Source organism: Micromonospora sp. HK10 (genome assembly GCF_000982955.1).
In the GTDB taxonomy this organism is placed as follows: Bacteria; Actinomycetota; Actinomycetes; order Mycobacteriales; family Micromonosporaceae; genus Micromonospora.
Map to the genome: position 1 here is coordinate 15,067 of NZ_KQ058883.1, position 15,576 is coordinate 30,642.

The following is a 15,576-nucleotide window of genomic DNA, read 5'->3' on the forward strand; positions in this document are numbered from 1 at the left end:
GTCAGCGGCAATGAGCGACGCAGGCCGACACGCACCTTGATCTTTTCCGGACGGCGATTGAGGATGCCTCGACCGACGGATGCGATCCCGACACGTCGAAGCGGTCTTGTCCGAGTCCCGAGCTGCGAGTTGCTGGAACCAGCCCGGAGCCCACGGCGGCCATTGCTTGTTCGCGTCAGCGATGATCGTTCCGTGATTGACAGGGACTTCAGCGCTCGCGGTGGTGTGGCCTACGTCGATCGGCAGGTTGGAACGTGGGGATCTGGTTTCAAGAGCCACCGGCGTGCGACCTGGCCGTTCGCGCGGCTTCGCGTAGGAGCGAAGGAGATCGGCGTCTCCTCCATGTTCGGACAGTTCCGGGTGACGCGGACGAACCTCGAGTCAATCGCCCGCTTCGGCCACGTCCCCGTTCTGGCGAGCGGCGTCAAGTTCGTGGCAAAAGATCACGACGAAGCGGTGATCTTTTGGGCTATCGATATACGCAAGGTGGTGGACGAGCTGCATCGCTACGGATGGCCGGTAGCAGACAAGTGCAGGTAGCAGCAGAGGCGGCGGAGCGGGCGTAGTGCTGTCGCTGAAACGGGGACCCCGCCCATGGCTCTGGCCGCCTCCGAACAATGGACGCCTGACCAGGTGCGCAGCCCTTCGACCGGCCACCTGCGACCTGCCCGCAATTCGAGGGCCAGCGGGGGCCATCCGTGGGCCAGCGACCGCGCCGTCGCCTCGGGCAAAGACGCATCCGGGCAGGTCGCCGCTCCGGACGAAGGAGGTGTCTGCCGGTCTGCTCGCGCCCCGGCCTGCTGAGGGCGGGACCCGGCTGAAACGATCAGCGGCATGACCACCTTCCGTCTGTTGAGACAGACGAATCGCTCGTCGCGGTTCGCTCAGGTCAGCGTCGAGGTAGCGGCGTCGAGCCGGCGCGAGGTCGAGGTGACCGTCACCGCTGCCGACGAACACCGGCGTGAGGCTGACCTGGGCGCTTGGTGGGCTCTGCGTCACCTTCCCGCGGCGGTGAAGGTGACCGTGACCGACGTGGTCGTCAATGAGATCGACACGAGCGTGGGTGACGTCTATGAGGCCACCGCGCATGCCGTGTGGGAGGCGCTGCGCGTCGAGAACGCGGTGCCGTACGTGGGCTTCAGCGATCCCGAGATGGTCGCGTCGTGGCTGACGAGCATGTGCGGCCGACGGCTCGACGCCGTGACGGAGGCCCGGCACTGGCATGAGGGACGGCGCGAGTCGGACGCCGAGAGCTTGCTGCACGCTTGGCTGTTCTTCGAACACGCCGTGCCGGTCGGTCTGCACGGCTGCGGTGACCAACTCATACTCGCCAAGGATCACCCCGGCGGCTTCTACGACATGGGCGAGTACGGGGAGACCAGGGTCGGCCCGGCACAGGAGCCGGACGTGCTGTCCAGGTTCATCGGGTCCCGGCTCACCGACGGCGCCGTCATCCTCGGCCACGACGGCGACGCGGTCTGCGCTGGTCTCGTGCTGCGGTTCGAGAACGGCGACCTCGTTATCGGCGCGCTGCGCGACGAGTGGGTCCTCGCCGTCGGCTCGGCGCCGGCGGCCGCCGCTCGCCACTGGGCTGTGCAACCGTTCGTGCGCGGCGGCTTCCGGTAGCGGCTACTTCTTCACCTCTCGTGGGGCCGGCTGCGCGTGGCGGTCTGCCGCTGATACGGCGCGCCGTTCGAGCGCTGCCACGTGCCGTCGCCGACGTGGCTCGGTCCAGCGTCCGGACCTGCCGAGACGAAGTGTATGCGCGTAACTCGGCCGAGGTGGGTCACGATACGGTTCGAGCGTGCCCGGCATGGACAACCGCCCCTTGATTTTCCTCGATGTGGATGGGCCGCTGATCCCGTTCAAAGCCCGGCCGGTTAGCCGCGAGCGTTTCGTGGACAGCGCCGTTGTGCAGCCGCTGAACGGTACTGGCAACCCTCTGCTCAATCGGCTTGACCCAGACGACGGGCGTCGGCTCTTGGCGCTGGGATGCCAGTTGGTCTGGGCGACGACCTGGATGGCGGAGGCGAACGAGGTCATCTCACCACGGCTCGGCCTTCCAGACCTGCCCGTCGTCGAGTGGCCGGACGGCGACGAGGATCCCGAGCGCGGTCTGCACTGGAAGACCGTCTGCCTTACCCAGTGGGCAGCGGGACGCCCACTCGTCTGGCTTGACGACGAGACAACTGATGCTGACCGGCGATGGGTCGCAGCACACCACCCGGGGCGAGCGTTGCTGCACCGTGTTGAGCCATACGTGGGCCTGACCGAAGCGGATTTCTCGGCGGTTCGTCGTTGGCTCGGGCAGGGTCACGGCGCCGCTTGATCAAATATGTTCCGCGCGGCGAATCGCCCTTTGGGCTGCCGAGATGAGTGTGTCGGGAGTCAAACAGTGGCCAGCCGTTTCGCAGCGGTCCGTCGGATCCTTTTCGTTCTGCCGAACCTCGCCAGGTGATCGAGGGTGCGCGGCGCCGTGGACGTCTCTGCAAGCCTGATCTGAAGCCAGTCAGTCCAGGTGGACAGCGTCTCGCGGCTGAGTTCCGGAACGACGCCCTGGACCCGCAGGATGTCAACTTCTCGCGCGCGCCGGCAGGCATACTGCCGGTCGCTTTCGTTGCGTGCCAATCCGATCCACTGCTCGCGCTGGGGCACCTCGACCCACTCCATCATCTGGGTCACCACGGCGGCGACCAGCACATCGTCCGGGTCGAGGAAGAGTGCGGCGAGCAACCTGGGATGGCAAGCCACGTCGCAAATCGCTCTCTGATAGAGCGACCACCGTTGATGTTCGTCGCTATCGTCCGCGGGGGGCGGTGCATCGAGACACTGGGCGAGGGCCTGGAGATGCGCGTCCAGACGGTCGCCGGCCGGCGATGCTTCACTGGCCCCATCGCGGTTCACCGACACCACAACCCCACCTGACGCACCTTTCCGTGTGCCTTCACGCGAGCAGGGTAGGCGAGGGCATCAGTCCCCGTGCCATTCATTGTCGCGACGGCCTCGTATGCCGCCGGTCGGGGCATGCGGTGACAGCACCTCGGCCGTCGCCGTGCTCCCGAGCCCGTGGGACTGGCATGGCTCGAGGTATGTCAGTCGATGTCCCAGGACGCGAGGTGAGCGCCGCAGTGCAGGCACTGGAACAGGTACGCCGTCGGCCCGTTGGCGCGGTCCAGTTGACGCAGGAACGCCTCGGTATCGTGCCCCGACCAGCCGAGCTGGTGATAGCTGCCCCGAACCATTTCGAGGGCGTCGGGGTGGCTCTGCAGGTCGTGGTAGCCGGCTGGTCCGAGGAACGCGGCTCCGTCACCGCAGTGGTACAGCCACGATGGTTGCTGCCATCCGTAGAAGCCCGGCGTCCGCTGGGTGACCTCCTCCACGATCTGCAACGGCACGTCGTCCGGCACGTCGACGGCTGTCTGGCCAGCCGTCTGCAGCCGATCACCGCGGCGCGTGAGCGTGGGTCGCCGGGCGGGCGCTGATGGACGACACCGTGTGTAGGGCGCTCCACCTTTGCCCCGTCCGGGGAGCCTGGATGGTCTGGCGACTACCCGACGAGGAGATCCACTAGTTTGGCCTTGGCACCTACCAACTGGGCGCGGCGACGGCTAGGCTCCCGTCCGACTTGCCAAGGGATTGTCATAGGGAAGGCCGCTGTGTCGGTGCTGTTGCTCTACATCGTCGCGCTCGGCGTGAGCGCCATAGTTCTTCTGCTCGTAGCAATCACTGGGTTCGGGGCGACCTCGCTCGAGTACCGGATTCTCAGCGGCTTCGGCGCTCTGGCATCCGCGGCGTACGCGTTCTACCTGGCATTTCAGTTTCAGGGAGGCAGCTACAGCTTCTTCTACGGCGCCCTACTCCTGCCTGTGTATGCCGGCTACAAGCTGTACACGGGTTTCCAGAGGCGTGAGCTGGATAGGGCGGACCGGCGGGCGGCGAAGGCCGGGCGGAAGGCTGCGGACGAATGGCGCTCGACCCGCCGTTGGTAGCGCTGGCCGAGGACCCAGGCGCGACCGAGCGCGCCATCGGCCAGGACGGTGGGGCCAGCCGAGGCCAGGCGAGACCGCCGAAACCGGGCCGTCAAGCGTCGGCAATACCGGCCTCGGCCTGCGTCAGATCGGCCTTGCCGTGGCTGCCCACGTCCAGGTCGCCAGCGTCCTTTCGCGGCCAACACCAACTCCTTGCCAGCTGCGCTGACGGCGGGGTCACTTGAACGAACCGCCCGGGACGCGACGGTGAGGTTCGGGGAATAGAAGCGGTCGTTCTTCTCCATCAGCTGCGCCAGCCGAACGCAACCACCGCGGCCGTTGGAGTCAGGGCTGGCTTCCCTCCGGCTTGTCGTCGCTGCAAGCGGTGCAGGAGCGTGGCGCCTAGCAGGCGCGCGGCGAAAGATCGAATCACCGGCAATCGAATATCGGCGATCATGGGCACCACGTCGCACACGGTCGGCCAATGGCGGGAGACGGTCCGGGACGCCCTCAGACGACGTGGCAGAACCGACAAGCGGAACAACCAGCTCATCTTCGGTCAAGTTAAGCGGCTGTACGCTCCAGTTCGTTCCGCACTCTGAGGAATTCGTTGGTGCGGTCGCCCTGCGGCCGCGAAGAGACGAAGGCCACGACCCCAATCGTTTCCTTGTCCGCCCAGCCGCATGCGGTCAGATAGCTGCCGGCCTCAGTGCGTCCCCGCCCGCAACGGGCCTCGCCTCCGAGTTCGCCAGCGTCAATGGTCTGCACATTGGTGATGCGATATGGCCGCAGCGCACGGTCCACGGCGTCTGCTGGGTCGGCGACTGCTCCTGACGCGCCACTGACGAACAGGGCATCGGCGTCCGGCGTGTCGCCCACGTAGGCCCAGCCGATCGCGCTGGTCGGTTCGCCGACCTGGCGTTTTAGCTGGTCCAACTGGGATTGGGCCGCGTTCCTCAATTGCCTGTCCAACGACTTCGGCATGCCAAGGAGGGTTTCCGGCGCGTATAGCTTCCGGGGTGGCGGGGTGCTGGTGTCTACCCGTGGCATGGGTGCCGGGGAGGTGCACCCGGCGGACAGCAGGAGCCCCGCCAACACCACTAGCCGTGCTGCTCCGCCGACCGATTGTGGCGTCGAGGTGTGGTGGACCGTGGTCATGTCGCCCCTCCTCGGAATCGGACGGGAAGCCTAGCAAGGTCCGGAACGTGCGCGGTGGCCACGAGGTGGTAGCCAACCTGCTGATGCAGCCCGCTGAGGCGATGAGTCGGATGGCAGTGACGCGGTCGGACACCAAGCCGGCGACGGCGTTGACGGTCTCGGACGGAGTTTCACGGCGGCTCAGGCTCGGACGGGCTGCGGCCGTGGATGACCAGAAGAGGGCTGGGGTCGGCTCGTCGAGCCGGGTTGGCGTGTGCACGGGGGGGTTGGGAGCTTCGGACACGCTGACCCTGGGCAGCGTCTGAGCCGCCGCTGTGGGCCTCGCGGCGGATAACGCGACGCACAGACCGACGGCGGCCTGCCTGACAGGAGGCTGTGTCAGTCGATTAGGTATCGCCGGTCTCGCGGTGGAGATTGGGGGAGCAGGTTGGGAGCAACCGGTTGCACTGAACGGCGTGGAACAGCGTCCAACAGCACCGAACGGCATCCAACTGCACCCACCACGACCTGCAAGTTCTCGTTTCCGCAGGTCAGAGTGGGTGCGGCGTCCTGCTTCACACGGAGTGCTCAGCGGGTTTGCGCAGCAGTCGACAGCAATCTATGTCGCGTGGTAGGGGAGTATGCGCAGGTCACTGCGGTAAGGAGCCGTCGGATAGCCTGGCCTTGCAAGTGGGAGCAGATTGGGTGCAGGTTGGCGAAGTGGTCACCGCGCCCGAAGTGCTCACCGACATCGGACAGGGGCGAGGGCTTTAACCTGCGGTGATGCGGTGGAGCGGTGCGGCGTGACCTCCCAGAGAAGACCGAAGTGGTCAGCGTTGGCTACTCCCCGCCTGGCTGCCGCGGCTTGTCGTCCTGGGCCCGCTGACGCCAGTCACCGGGGCCGTCCTCCATTGACGTGCGGCTTTAGGTCCGCCGTGGCGGAGTCGGTCGGGATTCCAGCAGTTGAGACTCGAATCCCACGGGCAACTCTCTGACCAGGGCTTCCTGGGCGGTGACCTCTTCGGGGAGATGTGGTGGTCAGCGCCCACCCATGGCGCAAGAACGGCCAACTCGTCGACCTGCCCTCCGCGGTCCTTGCCGCCGGTGCCCGGGCGGGCCTCATCTCGACCGAGCGGTGCGTCGCGCTCGTCGCCGCCGTCCGCGACGGGCGGCTCGTCGCCCGGCCGTCGTTCTTCCAGTTCCAAGCCGTGCGCAAGGCCCGCACCGGCGGTACCCCGCTGCGCCTGATCACCCACGAGGACGTGTTGATCTTCCGCCGGCCCGAATTAACCATGGAGGTCGCCGATGGCTGACGACCAACCTGGGGCTCCAACGGCCGGAGCGGTGCGCGGTAGGTGGCGTGAGTGACCGGATTCCCGGACTGCGGATCGGGTGGCTGTGCACCGGCTACGCGCAATCCAGGCGGGTGGTGGCAGGGGTCTTTCGGCCGTCGGGTCCGTGAGATCCGGCAGACGGTGCTGGCATGGCGTGCGCGATACCTCGCTGGTGGGGTCGAGGCGCTGGGCGGGCGTGCGGGCGACGTGAGTGTTCGCCCTCATGCGGCGCCTTGACCGGTGGTGAGGGTCGCGAGCGCGAGCAGGCCGGAATAGGCGGCTAGGCCAACGATAAACCAGGTAAGGCTGGAGTGACGTTCGGGTGTCAGTTCGTCGACGAAGACGTTGAGCAGGATCCCGCCGCCTAGGAACGCGGTGAGCAGGTTCATCAGCACGCCACTGGGCTGGGCGACGACAGCGGTCAGCCAGCCGGCGCCGGCGCCGGCGACGAGGAGGAGGCGCCACCGGGTGGTGAGGCTGACCGGGAAGTGCTCGGCCAGCACGCCGTCGGTGGCCAGCACGTGTAGCCCCATGGCGACGGCGAACAGCACCGCCGGCCCGAGCCCGGCGTGCAGTTTGGTCGCCAGGGTGTACGTGATCAACCCGCTGTAGAGGGCGAAGAAGCCGAGTTGGAACGCGAAGACCATCCGGGTGGGCTCCTGCATGTGGCCGTTTGGGAGATGGGTGGCGCGTTCCAACACGTAGAACGTGAGGAAGCCGATCAGCGCCACGAAGAACAGGATGAATCCGCGCGCCGGGGTGGCGTCGACCTTTTCCTCGAGCACGTGGGCCACGGCTTGGTTGCCCTCGGCGAGGCGCGGTAGCAGGTACAGGAAGACGTACGCCGCGGCGATGCCGCCACCGAGTGAGGTCGCTGCGTGGGTGGACACCGGGAGCCGTCGGCGGATGTGCGGTGCGAGCAGGTGAAGTGCCCCCAGAACGAGTGCCACCAGCAGCGTCGCCCACAGGCTGCCCTCCCGGGTGAGTGTCACCGGAGCGTGCGGGAGTGAATGCCGGATTGGTGCGGCCCTTGCCTGGGCATAGTTGCGATCCTTTCGAGCCGTCCCTACTAGCTCGCCAGAACATTCTCGTCGAAACCGGACTGGTCGGGTGGCCGTTCCGGGGGGTTCGCCACCGGGGCCGACTGCCCTCGGGGAGCCGCCGCCCTCGATGGTCGCCCAAGGCCCGTGCGTAGATCACCGGCGACTCGCCACCCTCGACGCAGCCCGATCCGGTGATCGCTCGGGGTTTCCGCTGCGCGATCCGGTCGAGTCGGAACGCTGAACGGGTGAAGAAGCGATCGGGACGACCGGCGCTGGGACGCCTGCTGTCCATCGGGCGTGCCCTGTGGTCGCTGGCCGTCGGTGTCGTCGCCGGGGCGGCCATCGCGCTGGTCGGGGCGCCGGAGCTGACGCCGCTGGTGATCTGGACGATCGCGGCGGGCACGATTCTCGTCTGGGTGTGGCGGGCCTGCTGGTCGGCGAGTCCCGAGCGTACCGAGGAACTCGCCGAAGCGGAGCGGTGCTCACGTTCCACCGATACGGCGATCCTCATCGCGTCCGTTGTCAGCCTCGCCGTCGTGGCCGAGGCGCTCGTCCGCGCCTCGCACCAGCACGACGCGGTGGCTGCGACGCTGGTGATCCTCAGCGTCGTCGCGGTGGTCCTGGCGTGGGCGCTGGTGAACACGGTCTTCGCGTTCAAGTACGCCCGGCTGTACTACCGCGAGGACGGCAGTGACATCGACTTCAAGCGGGAGGAACCATCGGCGTACGCCGACTTCGCGTACATCGCCTTCACGGTTGGCATGTCCTTCGGCCCGGGGGAGAACGAACCGACGAGTAACCGCATGCGTCGGGTCGCGCTCGGGCACGCGCTGCTCTCGTACGCCTTCGGAACCGGCATCCTGGCCGTCGCCGTCAACCTGGTCACCAACCTTGGTCAGTCATGACACCCACCGAGCGTTAGCAGCGCCCGCTGCTCGAGCGGATCCGCAAGGGCAAGATCGAGCTTGGTCCTCACCCACTCGATGGCGCTGCACGACGTCTCGTACGGCTACGACACCTTCAGGAACGAGTAGGACGAGTGCGCAGAGGCGGTACTGAAGTCATAGCCGGGGTGGACCAAAGGGCTGGTCGCACCCGGGAGGACCGATGACCAGTCGGATCGCGACGCCGGCCTTCCGGACGCGCCGCATGGCGGCGGGCGGCCGGATGTGTGTGCGATGACGGTCGCCTCGGGCAGAGAGGTCAGTTGATGATCACGAGGACGGTCCTGGCGGTCGCGGTGGCCGTGGTCGTCGCGGCGGGCATGCTGGCCGGCGTTCTGGTCCAGCGCCGGGCAGGTCGTCGCTACGGCTGGCTGCTCGCGCCGCTGTACCGCGCATCCCGGGTCCCCGCCGTCGCGGTGCTGCTCCTCGCGGCGCTGTACGCGGGACTCCGCGCGCACCCTGACGTCCGGCGCGTGGTGTTCGTGTTGTTGATCGCGAGCGTGGCGTGGCTGGTGCTTCGCGCCCTGCACGTCGCCGAGCGGGTCGCGTTCAGTCGGCTGCCCGGCCAGACGCGGGCTGACCGTCGGGTCCGGCGCGCTCGTACCCAGATCCGACCGGTGCGGCGCCTCACCTCGGTCGTGGTGACGGTCGCGGCGATCGGCCTGATCCTCACTACCTTCCCTGCCCTGCGCACCATCGGGCTGTCCGTGCTCACGTCCGCGGGTGTCGTCGGCGCGCTGCTCGGCCTGTCCGCACGCACCGCCCTCGGCAACGCCTTCGCCGGCATCCAGGTCGCCTTCGCCGATGGCCTCCACGTGGGGGACGTCATCGTGGTCGACGGGCAGTGGGGGCGCGTCGAGGAGGTGAAGCTGACGAACGTGGTCATCCGGCTCTGGGACGACCGGATGCTCATCCTGCCCACCACCTGGTTCACCGAACACCCCTTCCGGCCTCACCCGGTGCCAGTGCATGCGTTATCTGATGCCGCGAGCATTGCTGCATGCTTTTGCCGCAGCGGAGCTTACGAGGAACGGAGAGTTGATTGTGCCGAGGCCCGAGGCTGGACGGTCCGAAATGCCGGGCAGCGTCCTGCTGGTGAGTTGGTTGCTGGTCCTGATTCAGCTCGTCCTGGTTAGTCAGCTTCCCGGGGAGCCGACGGGACTGCTGTATCACGACGAATCCACCGCTGCTGCTGTCCGCTCCCTGTATCCGCCTACCCTTTGTAGCGTTGATCCTCATCGGACTTGCGGTGGTGGGTGCACTGGTCTGGCCGCCGCTATTGGTTGCCGATGCCGTCGCTAACCGGTGGGCCGGCGCCGCGTCCGGGAGGTGCGTCAAGCTGGCTGTGCTGGTTACCGTCGCAGCCGTTCTCGACACTGCTGCATGTGCTGCCGCCCTCCATTTCATCCGACACGATCCTGGCCGCTCGCTGGATGTGTGGGTCTGGCTGACCCTCTTCGCCGCTCTGCCGCTGACAGCAGGGACGGGCCTGCTGTGCAGGACCATCACGAAACTGTCCTCCGCCAGCCTTCGCTGAAGCGTCTCGGCGACTGGTCGGCGGGGCAGGCCGAGCGGAACCGCCAGTGCGTCTCCTGCCCAAGGACGGTCGTCCGCGACCCTGGCGGACACCGCGTCGATCTTCGGTGGTCGTCATGCCGCTGACCCGCCGTCGCCTGCTCCGTACCGCCGGCGCCGCCGCCGGTCTGGCCGGCCTCGGCACCGGTGACATCGCCTGGTCGACGCGGAGAAGCTGCCCGGCAACTTGACGGCGATCCATGCGCGCAGCTGGTCGGCGAGGCGCTCATCTTGGACCTCGTCCAGGTGCCATTGAGCAGCGTTGACCAGATTCTTCGCCTGGCGGGAGAGGCGAATCTGCGTGTGGTCCAGGTCGCGTAGGTCTCGACGGTCGTTGAGTATTGCCACCTGCTCCCGGCCGACTGGGATGGCGTCAAGGCAAGCCCGGACGACGTTGTCTGCGGTCGGCAGCAGCTCCGGCAACTCGGCAACCGCGCGCCGCATGTCGGTTACGAAGTACGCCATCTTCTCGGCGCTCTCGGCTCCGGTGAAGACAACCCAGGGCCTGTCCTTGGTGCAGCAGCCAGAGTTTCAGCGCCACCCAGTCTGGCCGCCGACTTGGCTGGTGGCGAAGCTGCTGGTCGATGACCAGGAGCAGATGCAGCCACCAGTTGACCCGTTCTCTCGGTGCCGGCTGGCGGCGGTCCAGCCAGTCCCTGCGCTGGCTGTGGCCGAGTCGGAGCAGATGGGTCAGCCCATCCTTGATGGCCTGACGTTGCTCGCCGAGCCCCGCGGCGCTCACGGTCTCAGGCAGGTGGGGTGCGCTGATCGACCAGACATCGCCGGCGTCGATCAGCTCCCCGTGCGGGGTGGTGGCGACGGCAAGGGACATGCGCGACTCGGCAAGCCAGTACAGTCGGTAGCCTGCATCAGCCTCTTGAGTGATCTTTTCGAGTTGATAGCCGAGGCGCTCCAATTCGGCGTTCAGCCGCGCGAACCGCAGTTGCCGGCCGAACGGCCCGTACCGCTGGACGAGAGCTCCGGTGACGTCGATGGACGCCAAACGATGCACCTGCACGGTGAAACTGGACGCATGCCAGGGATGGGATCGGTCTCGCCGCGCCCAGTAGAACTCAACCAGGCCGTAATCGCGACGCATCGCGACGCGGTCGCAGCCCTCCGCCAAGTCACTACCCAGCGCACGAGCTACGTCGTCCGGCGAGTCAGCCAAGCCCACGCCCAGCAACGCGCCGCTGACGACCACGTCGACGAAGAAGTCCAGATCAGCCACTCGGCAAGCTTTGCCATGCAACCGTCGCGACCAAACACCCCCTCCCAGCAACCGACCTCCCAGTCTGCCGCCCGGCTTCCATACATGTCGCGACTCGGCCACTAGATAAGTGAGTGGGCTTCCGAGGAACGTCCGCTCATGCCGCTGGGTGCGCCGTGCCTTTGCTATCGGGTGAGGAGATCGCGGCGATCGGTGTCGATCGTGGCGAGCCTAGCGTGCACGTGGGCTGCCCGTTGCTCCAGCCGGGCTTGCACTTCGCGCACCAGTTGCAGGGACTGGGCGACGTTCCGCTGGGCTTGCTTGATCCGGTCTCGTACCGCGAGGTCGGTGAAGATGTTGTCGAACCAGACGTCGACGAACCGGGTCAGGCCGCCGACTGCCAACTGCGGGGCGGTCAGCGCCATCCCAGGGACGTCGGCGAGTTCGGTTCGCAGCACGGCGAGGCAACGGTCGGCGTGGGCTGCGGCCTGTGCCGCCTCGTCCAGCCGGAAGTGTTTGATCGTGCTGCTGATCGCGCCGCCGCCGAAGAACGTGTCGTAGGTCGACCAGCCGGATGCGCTGCCGAGCTTGTCCCGTACCTGAGTCAGGGCGTGCCACGCGGCGCGTGCGGCCTGCGTGGCCTCGGTCACCTCGTGCATCTCACCGGTGAGCCGTCCCCGCTCGTCGGCCAACTCCAGCAGCCGCGCCCGGCGCGGGTCGCCGGACTCGTCCAGGTGTCGCTCCTTGTCATCGAGTACTGCGGCATAGTTGCTCGGCGCTGCGGCGAGCTGGCCCAGCCGTGCCTGTGCTGCGCGGTGCTCCTGTCGTAGCGCCTCAAGCCGGCTCTCCGCCTCGGCTACCCGGTAGCGTGCGGCGTCGGCCTCCGCACGTTCACGCGCCAGCGCGTCATCACGGGCGCCGCGTAACGAGGCCAGCACCCGGGTCAGGGAGAGGCCCTCCAACCGCTCGACGTCCTCCTGCTCGCGGGCGTGCCGTGCGCGCAGCGCGGCGAGCTGCGTGGTCAGCTCGTCTGTTCGGCGGTGCAGATCTGCACTGCGCCGGGTGGTCACCTCGTACTCACGGAGCGCCTCGGCGGCCGAGGTCAGCCGTTGTTCGATGTCGTCAGCCACGCCACCCATTTGACAATGACGGTGCAAGGGCACCGTCGGCAGCCGACGAGGCAGCTGTGCCGCGCTGGGCCGGATCCCCGTCTCCCGCCGTCGGGCAACGCGCCTAAGAACGTCCGGACATGCCGCGAAGCGCTCGTTACGTTCGGTGATCGTTCTCCGGGCTGGCTCGCGTCCGGTCGTGCCGATGTGAGTGCATCGACCTGGGCAGCACCACCCGATCGCCCAACGCATCAGCGCGCCGAGAACTCCCATACGATCTCGGCGGTGGGGGGCGGCCCTCCATCGCATCTTGCCGCGGTTTGGTCACCTTGCCGCTGGACTTGCGACGCAGAGGGTGGGATGAGCGACCTCTATATCCGGGTGATCCCCACGGATCCGGAATGGCAGCCGACGTCCGAGGCGGCCGCTCGCGCGGCGAAGTTCATCGCTGATCTCTTCGCCGGGCCGGGCGATCATGCCGAGGTGGTCGAGCCGGTGTTCCACGAGCGCATCTCTTTGATCGATGGCGGCGAGTACATGGAGCTGCCGCAGACGGGAGGCTGGACCGTCTACGACTGCCCGACGAGGAGATCCGCTACTACTCGCCCCTGGTGCTACTGCCAGAACCAGGGCGGCCCTTAGTCAGCTGCAGGATCTGGTGCATCGGTGCATTTGTCGACAGGGTTCACCGCTGAGAGGGTCTTCGTGTCGAAGCGAATTCGCCAGCTGCTCCCGTCCTTGGCGGACACCGCAACCTCGTCGTTGTCCACGAAGCTGGCCCGGCCGAACAACCAGTCCGGACCGGCGCCAGAGCTCTCCTCGATGAAGCAGGCCAGGTCCTCGATACCCTCGCGGCTGGCGATGCCCTCCCGGCTTTGCAGCCTCAGCACCACGCTTCCCGAACTGAAGAAACCCGGCGATCGGTACGACACGAGCCTGAAGTTGGGAGATGTTGCCACTACCGAATCCCTGGACGCCCCGAACCGCGGACTAAGGGAATCGAGCAGACCGAAGAGGAGGGCTGCGACAGCTACGACCGCAACGACTGTCTGTGAGGCGACACGTAAAGGGCGGTGCCTAACAGCGAGTTGAGCGGCTGCCGCAACGAGGCCGGCGGCGAGCGCGGTACCCAAGAGCGGGTGGGCCAGTGGCCGCAGGTAGATGTGCCCTCCTCGCTTGGGGCTCACGCACAGCCCCAGCCCTCCTTCTCCCTCGCACCAGGCCGCCCCTCCGGCCCCGTCTGCGTTCGCGATGACCGTCACGGCAACTGCCACTGAGGCGACAACCAAAAGCCCTACTGCGAGCCAACGGCGAGGAGTCGGTTTCACGGCCGGCAGTATGCCAGGGGGCGCCGCCCATGGCTGTTCGTAGACCGCCGTGCCATCCACGTGCCAGTAGCCGGTGCCCGGCACGGTCACCGGGGGGCACGAACAGTCACACGTCGCTTGCCTTGAACCCGCCCACCAGGTCCTCGCCGGCGATGATCTTCGTCCTTCCGAACTGCGGCTACGGCCTGGCGGTGGGCCAGAACTCGTCGTCGTCCTCGTTTGGCGACGAAGGGGCGTGCTGGCGCGCAGTGCCGTTGCGAATCATCCAGACGCGGAAGAAGGACTTGGTCCATCACGAAGAGTTGCACTGCATTGGGGTTGTGCCAGGCCAGAGAGCCGAGGTGCTTCACTACAGCGGTGAGGTCGGCGTGGTTGAGCGTCCCGGCGAACACCTCACATTCGGGTCCTTATGTCCGCCCCACTGGTTGTCCGCGGCGGTGATCAGGGTCAGGTGGCCGCAGCCGCCCGGTCTCATGCCTGGCTCGCGACGGGGCACTCGTTGTCGAGCCATTCGCTGAACGCCTCAGCGTTGAAGTGGTCCTGCGGACCCACGGACAGCATCACGTTGACAACCCAGCTCACCGCATCCGCCAATCCACGACAGTCGACCAGTCAGCGCGACCTTTACTCACCACGCAGGCCTCGGGCCGTCCCTTGGCTTCTGCCACCGCACGTGTTGTCATCTGCGGCTGAGTGTGCCGCAGCCGGTTGAGGCGCTGTGCGACGAGCTACGTCAGCGCGCAGGCTCGGGCCATGACATTGATCTATGGGTGCCCGACGAGTTGTCGCTTGGGGGCGCGGCAGTACCTATGGAGCCGACCGGCATTGCCATGGCCATCATCTGCGACACCGCGTTGTCGCTCGACTTCTGGCCAGAAGGCTTCACCCAGGGAGTCGGTGGGCGGACATACCACTACAAGGCCAGCGACTCCTGACGTTGAACGGCTTGGGAACCATACGTGGGAGCCACCGAGCCGGTTGGTGTCAGCCCGGGGGAGCGGGTTGGGAGCGTCGGAACACGCTGACCCCCGGCCGGCGTCTGAGTCGCAGCGGTGGGCCTTGCGTCGGATACCGCGACGCACACACCGGCGTCGGCCTGCCCGACAGGAGGCTGCATCACTCAACCAGCTACCGCCAATCTCGCGGTGGAGATTGGGGGAGCAGATTGGGAGCAACCAGTTGCACTGAACGGCGTTGAACGGCCCCCAACGGCACCGAGCGGCCTGCAACTGCACCCACTACGACCTGCAACTTCTCGTTTTCCCAGGTCAGAGTCGGTGCAGCGTCCTGCTTCACACGGAGTGCTCAGCCGTTTTGCGGAGCAGTCGACAGCACTCTATGTCCCCTGGCAGGGGGGTATGCGCAGGCCGCGGCGGTAAGGAGCTGCTGGATGGCTTGGCCTTGCAGGTGGGAGCAGATTGGGTGCAGGTTGGCGAAGTGGTCACCGCTCCCGAAGTGCTCACCGGTACTGGACCGAGCCGAGGGCTTTGACCTGCGGCGATGTGGGCGAGCGGTGCGACGTGACCTCCCAGAGAAGACCGAAGTAGTCAGGGTTCGCCGCTCCCCGCCTGGCTGGTGCCGGCTGTCGGCCTGCGCCTGCCAACGCCGATCACGAGGGCCATACCGCATCGACGTACCGCTCCGGGCGCCGTCGTGATGGCGACGGTATGGACCCCGCGAGTTGAGACCCGAATCCCACCGGCAAAGCTGTGAGCAGGGCTTCCTGGGCGGTGATCTCTTCGGCGTGCCCGAAAGCGTCAGCACCGGTGACTCGGCTTCACAGGCCGACGACAGATCACAACACCTGGAAGACCTCGGAGCTCCGCCCCGAACCCCGGCCCTCCTCAGATATGCGGCTGCGGATCACCTCGCCGGGCACCGCAAGGGCTACCGGCCTCCCCGGACGGGGCCAAGGTCGTTCGGCTGGT

At 67.1% G+C, this 15,576-nt stretch carries 17 protein-coding genes and 1 pseudogene; 10 read left to right on the forward strand and 8 right to left on the reverse strand.

The window, feature by feature from the left end; genetic code table 11:
- Positions 1-192: 192 nt before the first annotated feature.
- The 3 genes from LQ51_RS26730 to LQ51_RS26740 all read left to right on the forward strand — a co-directional run bounded on the left by LQ51_RS26730 (position 193) and on the right by LQ51_RS26740 (position 2,329).
- Positions 193-540, forward strand: coding sequence for a hypothetical protein (locus LQ51_RS26730; RefSeq protein ID WP_156313246.1), 348 nt, complete (start codon positions 193-195; stop codon positions 538-540).
- A 294-nt stretch (positions 541-834) separates the two neighbouring features.
- Positions 835-1,626 carry a hypothetical protein gene (locus LQ51_RS34135; RefSeq protein WP_231605895.1) on the forward strand — a complete coding sequence of 264 codons (792 nt, stop codon included), beginning with the start codon at positions 835-837 and terminating at the stop codon, positions 1,624-1,626.
- Between the two features lie 187 nt (positions 1,627-1,813).
- Positions 1,814-2,329 (forward strand): HAD domain-containing protein, encoded by a 516-nt coding sequence (locus LQ51_RS26740; RefSeq protein WP_046570430.1) that lies wholly within the window; start codon positions 1,814-1,816, stop codon positions 2,327-2,329.
- Positions 2,330-2,388: 59 nt separating this feature from the next.
- Here LQ51_RS26740 and LQ51_RS26745 read toward each other — a convergent pair whose 3' ends face one another.
- Both LQ51_RS26745 and LQ51_RS26750 read right to left on the reverse strand, forming a co-directional pair.
- Entirely contained in the window at positions 2,389-2,913 is a 525-nt protein-coding gene (locus LQ51_RS26745) for a hypothetical protein (protein ID WP_156313247.1), read from the reverse strand.
- A gap of 179 nt (positions 2,914-3,092) precedes the next feature.
- Positions 3,093-3,407 carry a CbrC family protein gene (locus tag LQ51_RS26750; protein WP_052745073.1) on the reverse strand — a complete coding sequence of 105 codons (315 nt, stop codon included), beginning with the start codon at positions 3,405-3,407 and terminating at the stop codon, positions 3,093-3,095.
- 249 nt (positions 3,408-3,656) lie between these two features.
- On the opposite strand from LQ51_RS26750, the gene LQ51_RS26755 reads away from it, so the two are divergent.
- A complete protein-coding gene (locus LQ51_RS26755) occupies positions 3,657-3,989 on the forward strand; it encodes a hypothetical protein (protein ID WP_046570436.1) in 333 nt (110 codons plus the stop codon).
- Positions 3,990-4,272: 283 nt separating this feature from the next.
- On the opposite strand, the gene LQ51_RS33040 is transcribed toward LQ51_RS26755, so the two are convergent.
- Both LQ51_RS33040 and LQ51_RS26760 read right to left on the reverse strand, forming a co-directional pair.
- Complete coding sequence (locus LQ51_RS33040) at positions 4,273-4,521, reverse strand: hypothetical protein (RefSeq protein WP_156313248.1); 249 nt, start codon at positions 4,519-4,521, stop codon at positions 4,273-4,275.
- Between the two features lie 11 nt (positions 4,522-4,532).
- Positions 4,533-4,952, reverse strand: coding sequence for a hypothetical protein (locus LQ51_RS26760; protein WP_156313249.1), 420 nt, complete (start codon positions 4,950-4,952; stop codon positions 4,533-4,535).
- Positions 4,953-6,130: 1,178 nt separating this feature from the next.
- Here LQ51_RS26760 and LQ51_RS26770 point away from each other — a divergent pair.
- Positions 6,131-6,418: pseudogene (locus tag LQ51_RS26770) on the forward strand (site-specific DNA-methyltransferase); the annotation flags it as partial.
- Positions 6,419-6,660: 242 nt separating this feature from the next.
- On the opposite strand, the gene LQ51_RS26775 reads toward LQ51_RS26770, so the two are convergent.
- The gene (locus tag LQ51_RS26775; protein ID WP_046570445.1) at positions 6,661-7,431 is read right to left on the reverse strand and encodes a hypothetical protein; all 771 of its coding nucleotides are present in this window, start codon (positions 7,429-7,431) and stop codon (positions 6,661-6,663) included.
- A 296-nt stretch (positions 7,432-7,727) separates the two neighbouring features.
- Between LQ51_RS26775 and LQ51_RS26780 the strand changes: the two genes are divergently transcribed.
- From LQ51_RS26780 to LQ51_RS33045, 3 genes are all read left to right on the forward strand, one after another.
- Positions 7,728-8,387, forward strand: a complete 660-nt coding sequence (locus tag LQ51_RS26780; protein WP_046570447.1) for a DUF1345 domain-containing protein — start codon at positions 7,728-7,730, stop codon at positions 8,385-8,387.
- Between the two features lie 305 nt (positions 8,388-8,692).
- Positions 8,693-9,562: a mechanosensitive ion channel family protein gene (locus LQ51_RS26785; RefSeq protein ID WP_052745074.1), complete on the forward strand. Its 870-nt coding sequence runs from the start codon at positions 8,693-8,695 to the stop codon at positions 9,560-9,562.
- 92 nt (positions 9,563-9,654) lie between these two features.
- Positions 9,655-9,963, forward strand: coding sequence for a hypothetical protein (locus LQ51_RS33045; RefSeq protein ID WP_156313250.1), 309 nt, complete (start codon positions 9,655-9,657; stop codon positions 9,961-9,963).
- Between the two features lie 411 nt (positions 9,964-10,374).
- On the opposite strand, the gene LQ51_RS33055 is transcribed toward LQ51_RS33045, so the two are convergent.
- Together LQ51_RS33055 and LQ51_RS26795 are read right to left on the reverse strand one after the other, a co-directional pair.
- Positions 10,375-11,232: a hypothetical protein gene (locus LQ51_RS33055; protein WP_156313252.1), complete on the reverse strand. Its 858-nt coding sequence runs from the start codon at positions 11,230-11,232 to the stop codon at positions 10,375-10,377.
- Between the two features lie 164 nt (positions 11,233-11,396).
- Complete coding sequence (locus LQ51_RS26795) at positions 11,397-12,341, reverse strand: hypothetical protein (RefSeq protein ID WP_156313253.1); 945 nt, start codon at positions 12,339-12,341, stop codon at positions 11,397-11,399.
- Positions 12,342-12,680: 339 nt separating this feature from the next.
- On the opposite strand from LQ51_RS26795, the gene LQ51_RS26800 reads away from it, so the two are divergent.
- Positions 12,681-12,962, forward strand: coding sequence for a hypothetical protein (locus LQ51_RS26800; RefSeq protein ID WP_046570452.1), 282 nt, complete (start codon positions 12,681-12,683; stop codon positions 12,960-12,962).
- On the opposite strand, the gene LQ51_RS26805 is transcribed toward LQ51_RS26800, so the two are convergent.
- The gene (locus LQ51_RS26805) at positions 12,959-13,252 is read right to left on the reverse strand and encodes a hypothetical protein (protein WP_156313254.1); all 294 of its coding nucleotides are present in this window, start codon (positions 13,250-13,252) and stop codon (positions 12,959-12,961) included. The two genes, LQ51_RS26800 and LQ51_RS26805, sit on opposite strands and share 4 nt — an antisense overlap.
- Before the next feature lie 1,166 nt (positions 13,253-14,418).
- On the opposite strand from LQ51_RS26805, the gene LQ51_RS33060 reads away from it, so the two are divergent.
- Positions 14,419-14,583, forward strand: a complete 165-nt coding sequence (locus LQ51_RS33060) for a hypothetical protein (RefSeq protein WP_156313255.1) — start codon at positions 14,419-14,421, stop codon at positions 14,581-14,583.
- Positions 14,584-15,576 lie beyond the last annotated feature (993 nt).

Coding starts and splice junctions, on each gene's coding strand:
- LQ51_RS26740 (WP_046570430.1), top strand. CDS start 1,814: ATGGACAACCGCCCCTTGATTTTCCTCGATGTGGATGGGCCGCTGATC.
- LQ51_RS26800 (WP_046570452.1), top strand. CDS start 12,681: ATGAGCGACCTCTATATCCGGGTGATCCCCACGGATCCGGAATGGCAG.
- LQ51_RS26760 (WP_156313249.1), bottom strand. CDS start 4,952: ATGCCGAAGTCGTTGGACAGGCAATTGAGGAACGCGGCCCAATCCCAG.
- LQ51_RS34135 (WP_231605895.1), top strand. CDS start 835: ATGACCACCTTCCGTCTGTTGAGACAGACGAATCGCTCGTCGCGGTTC.
- LQ51_RS33040 (WP_156313248.1), bottom strand. CDS start 4,521: ATGAGCTGGTTGTTCCGCTTGTCGGTTCTGCCACGTCGTCTGAGGGCG.
- LQ51_RS26785 (WP_052745074.1), top strand. CDS start 8,693: ATGATCACGAGGACGGTCCTGGCGGTCGCGGTGGCCGTGGTCGTCGCG.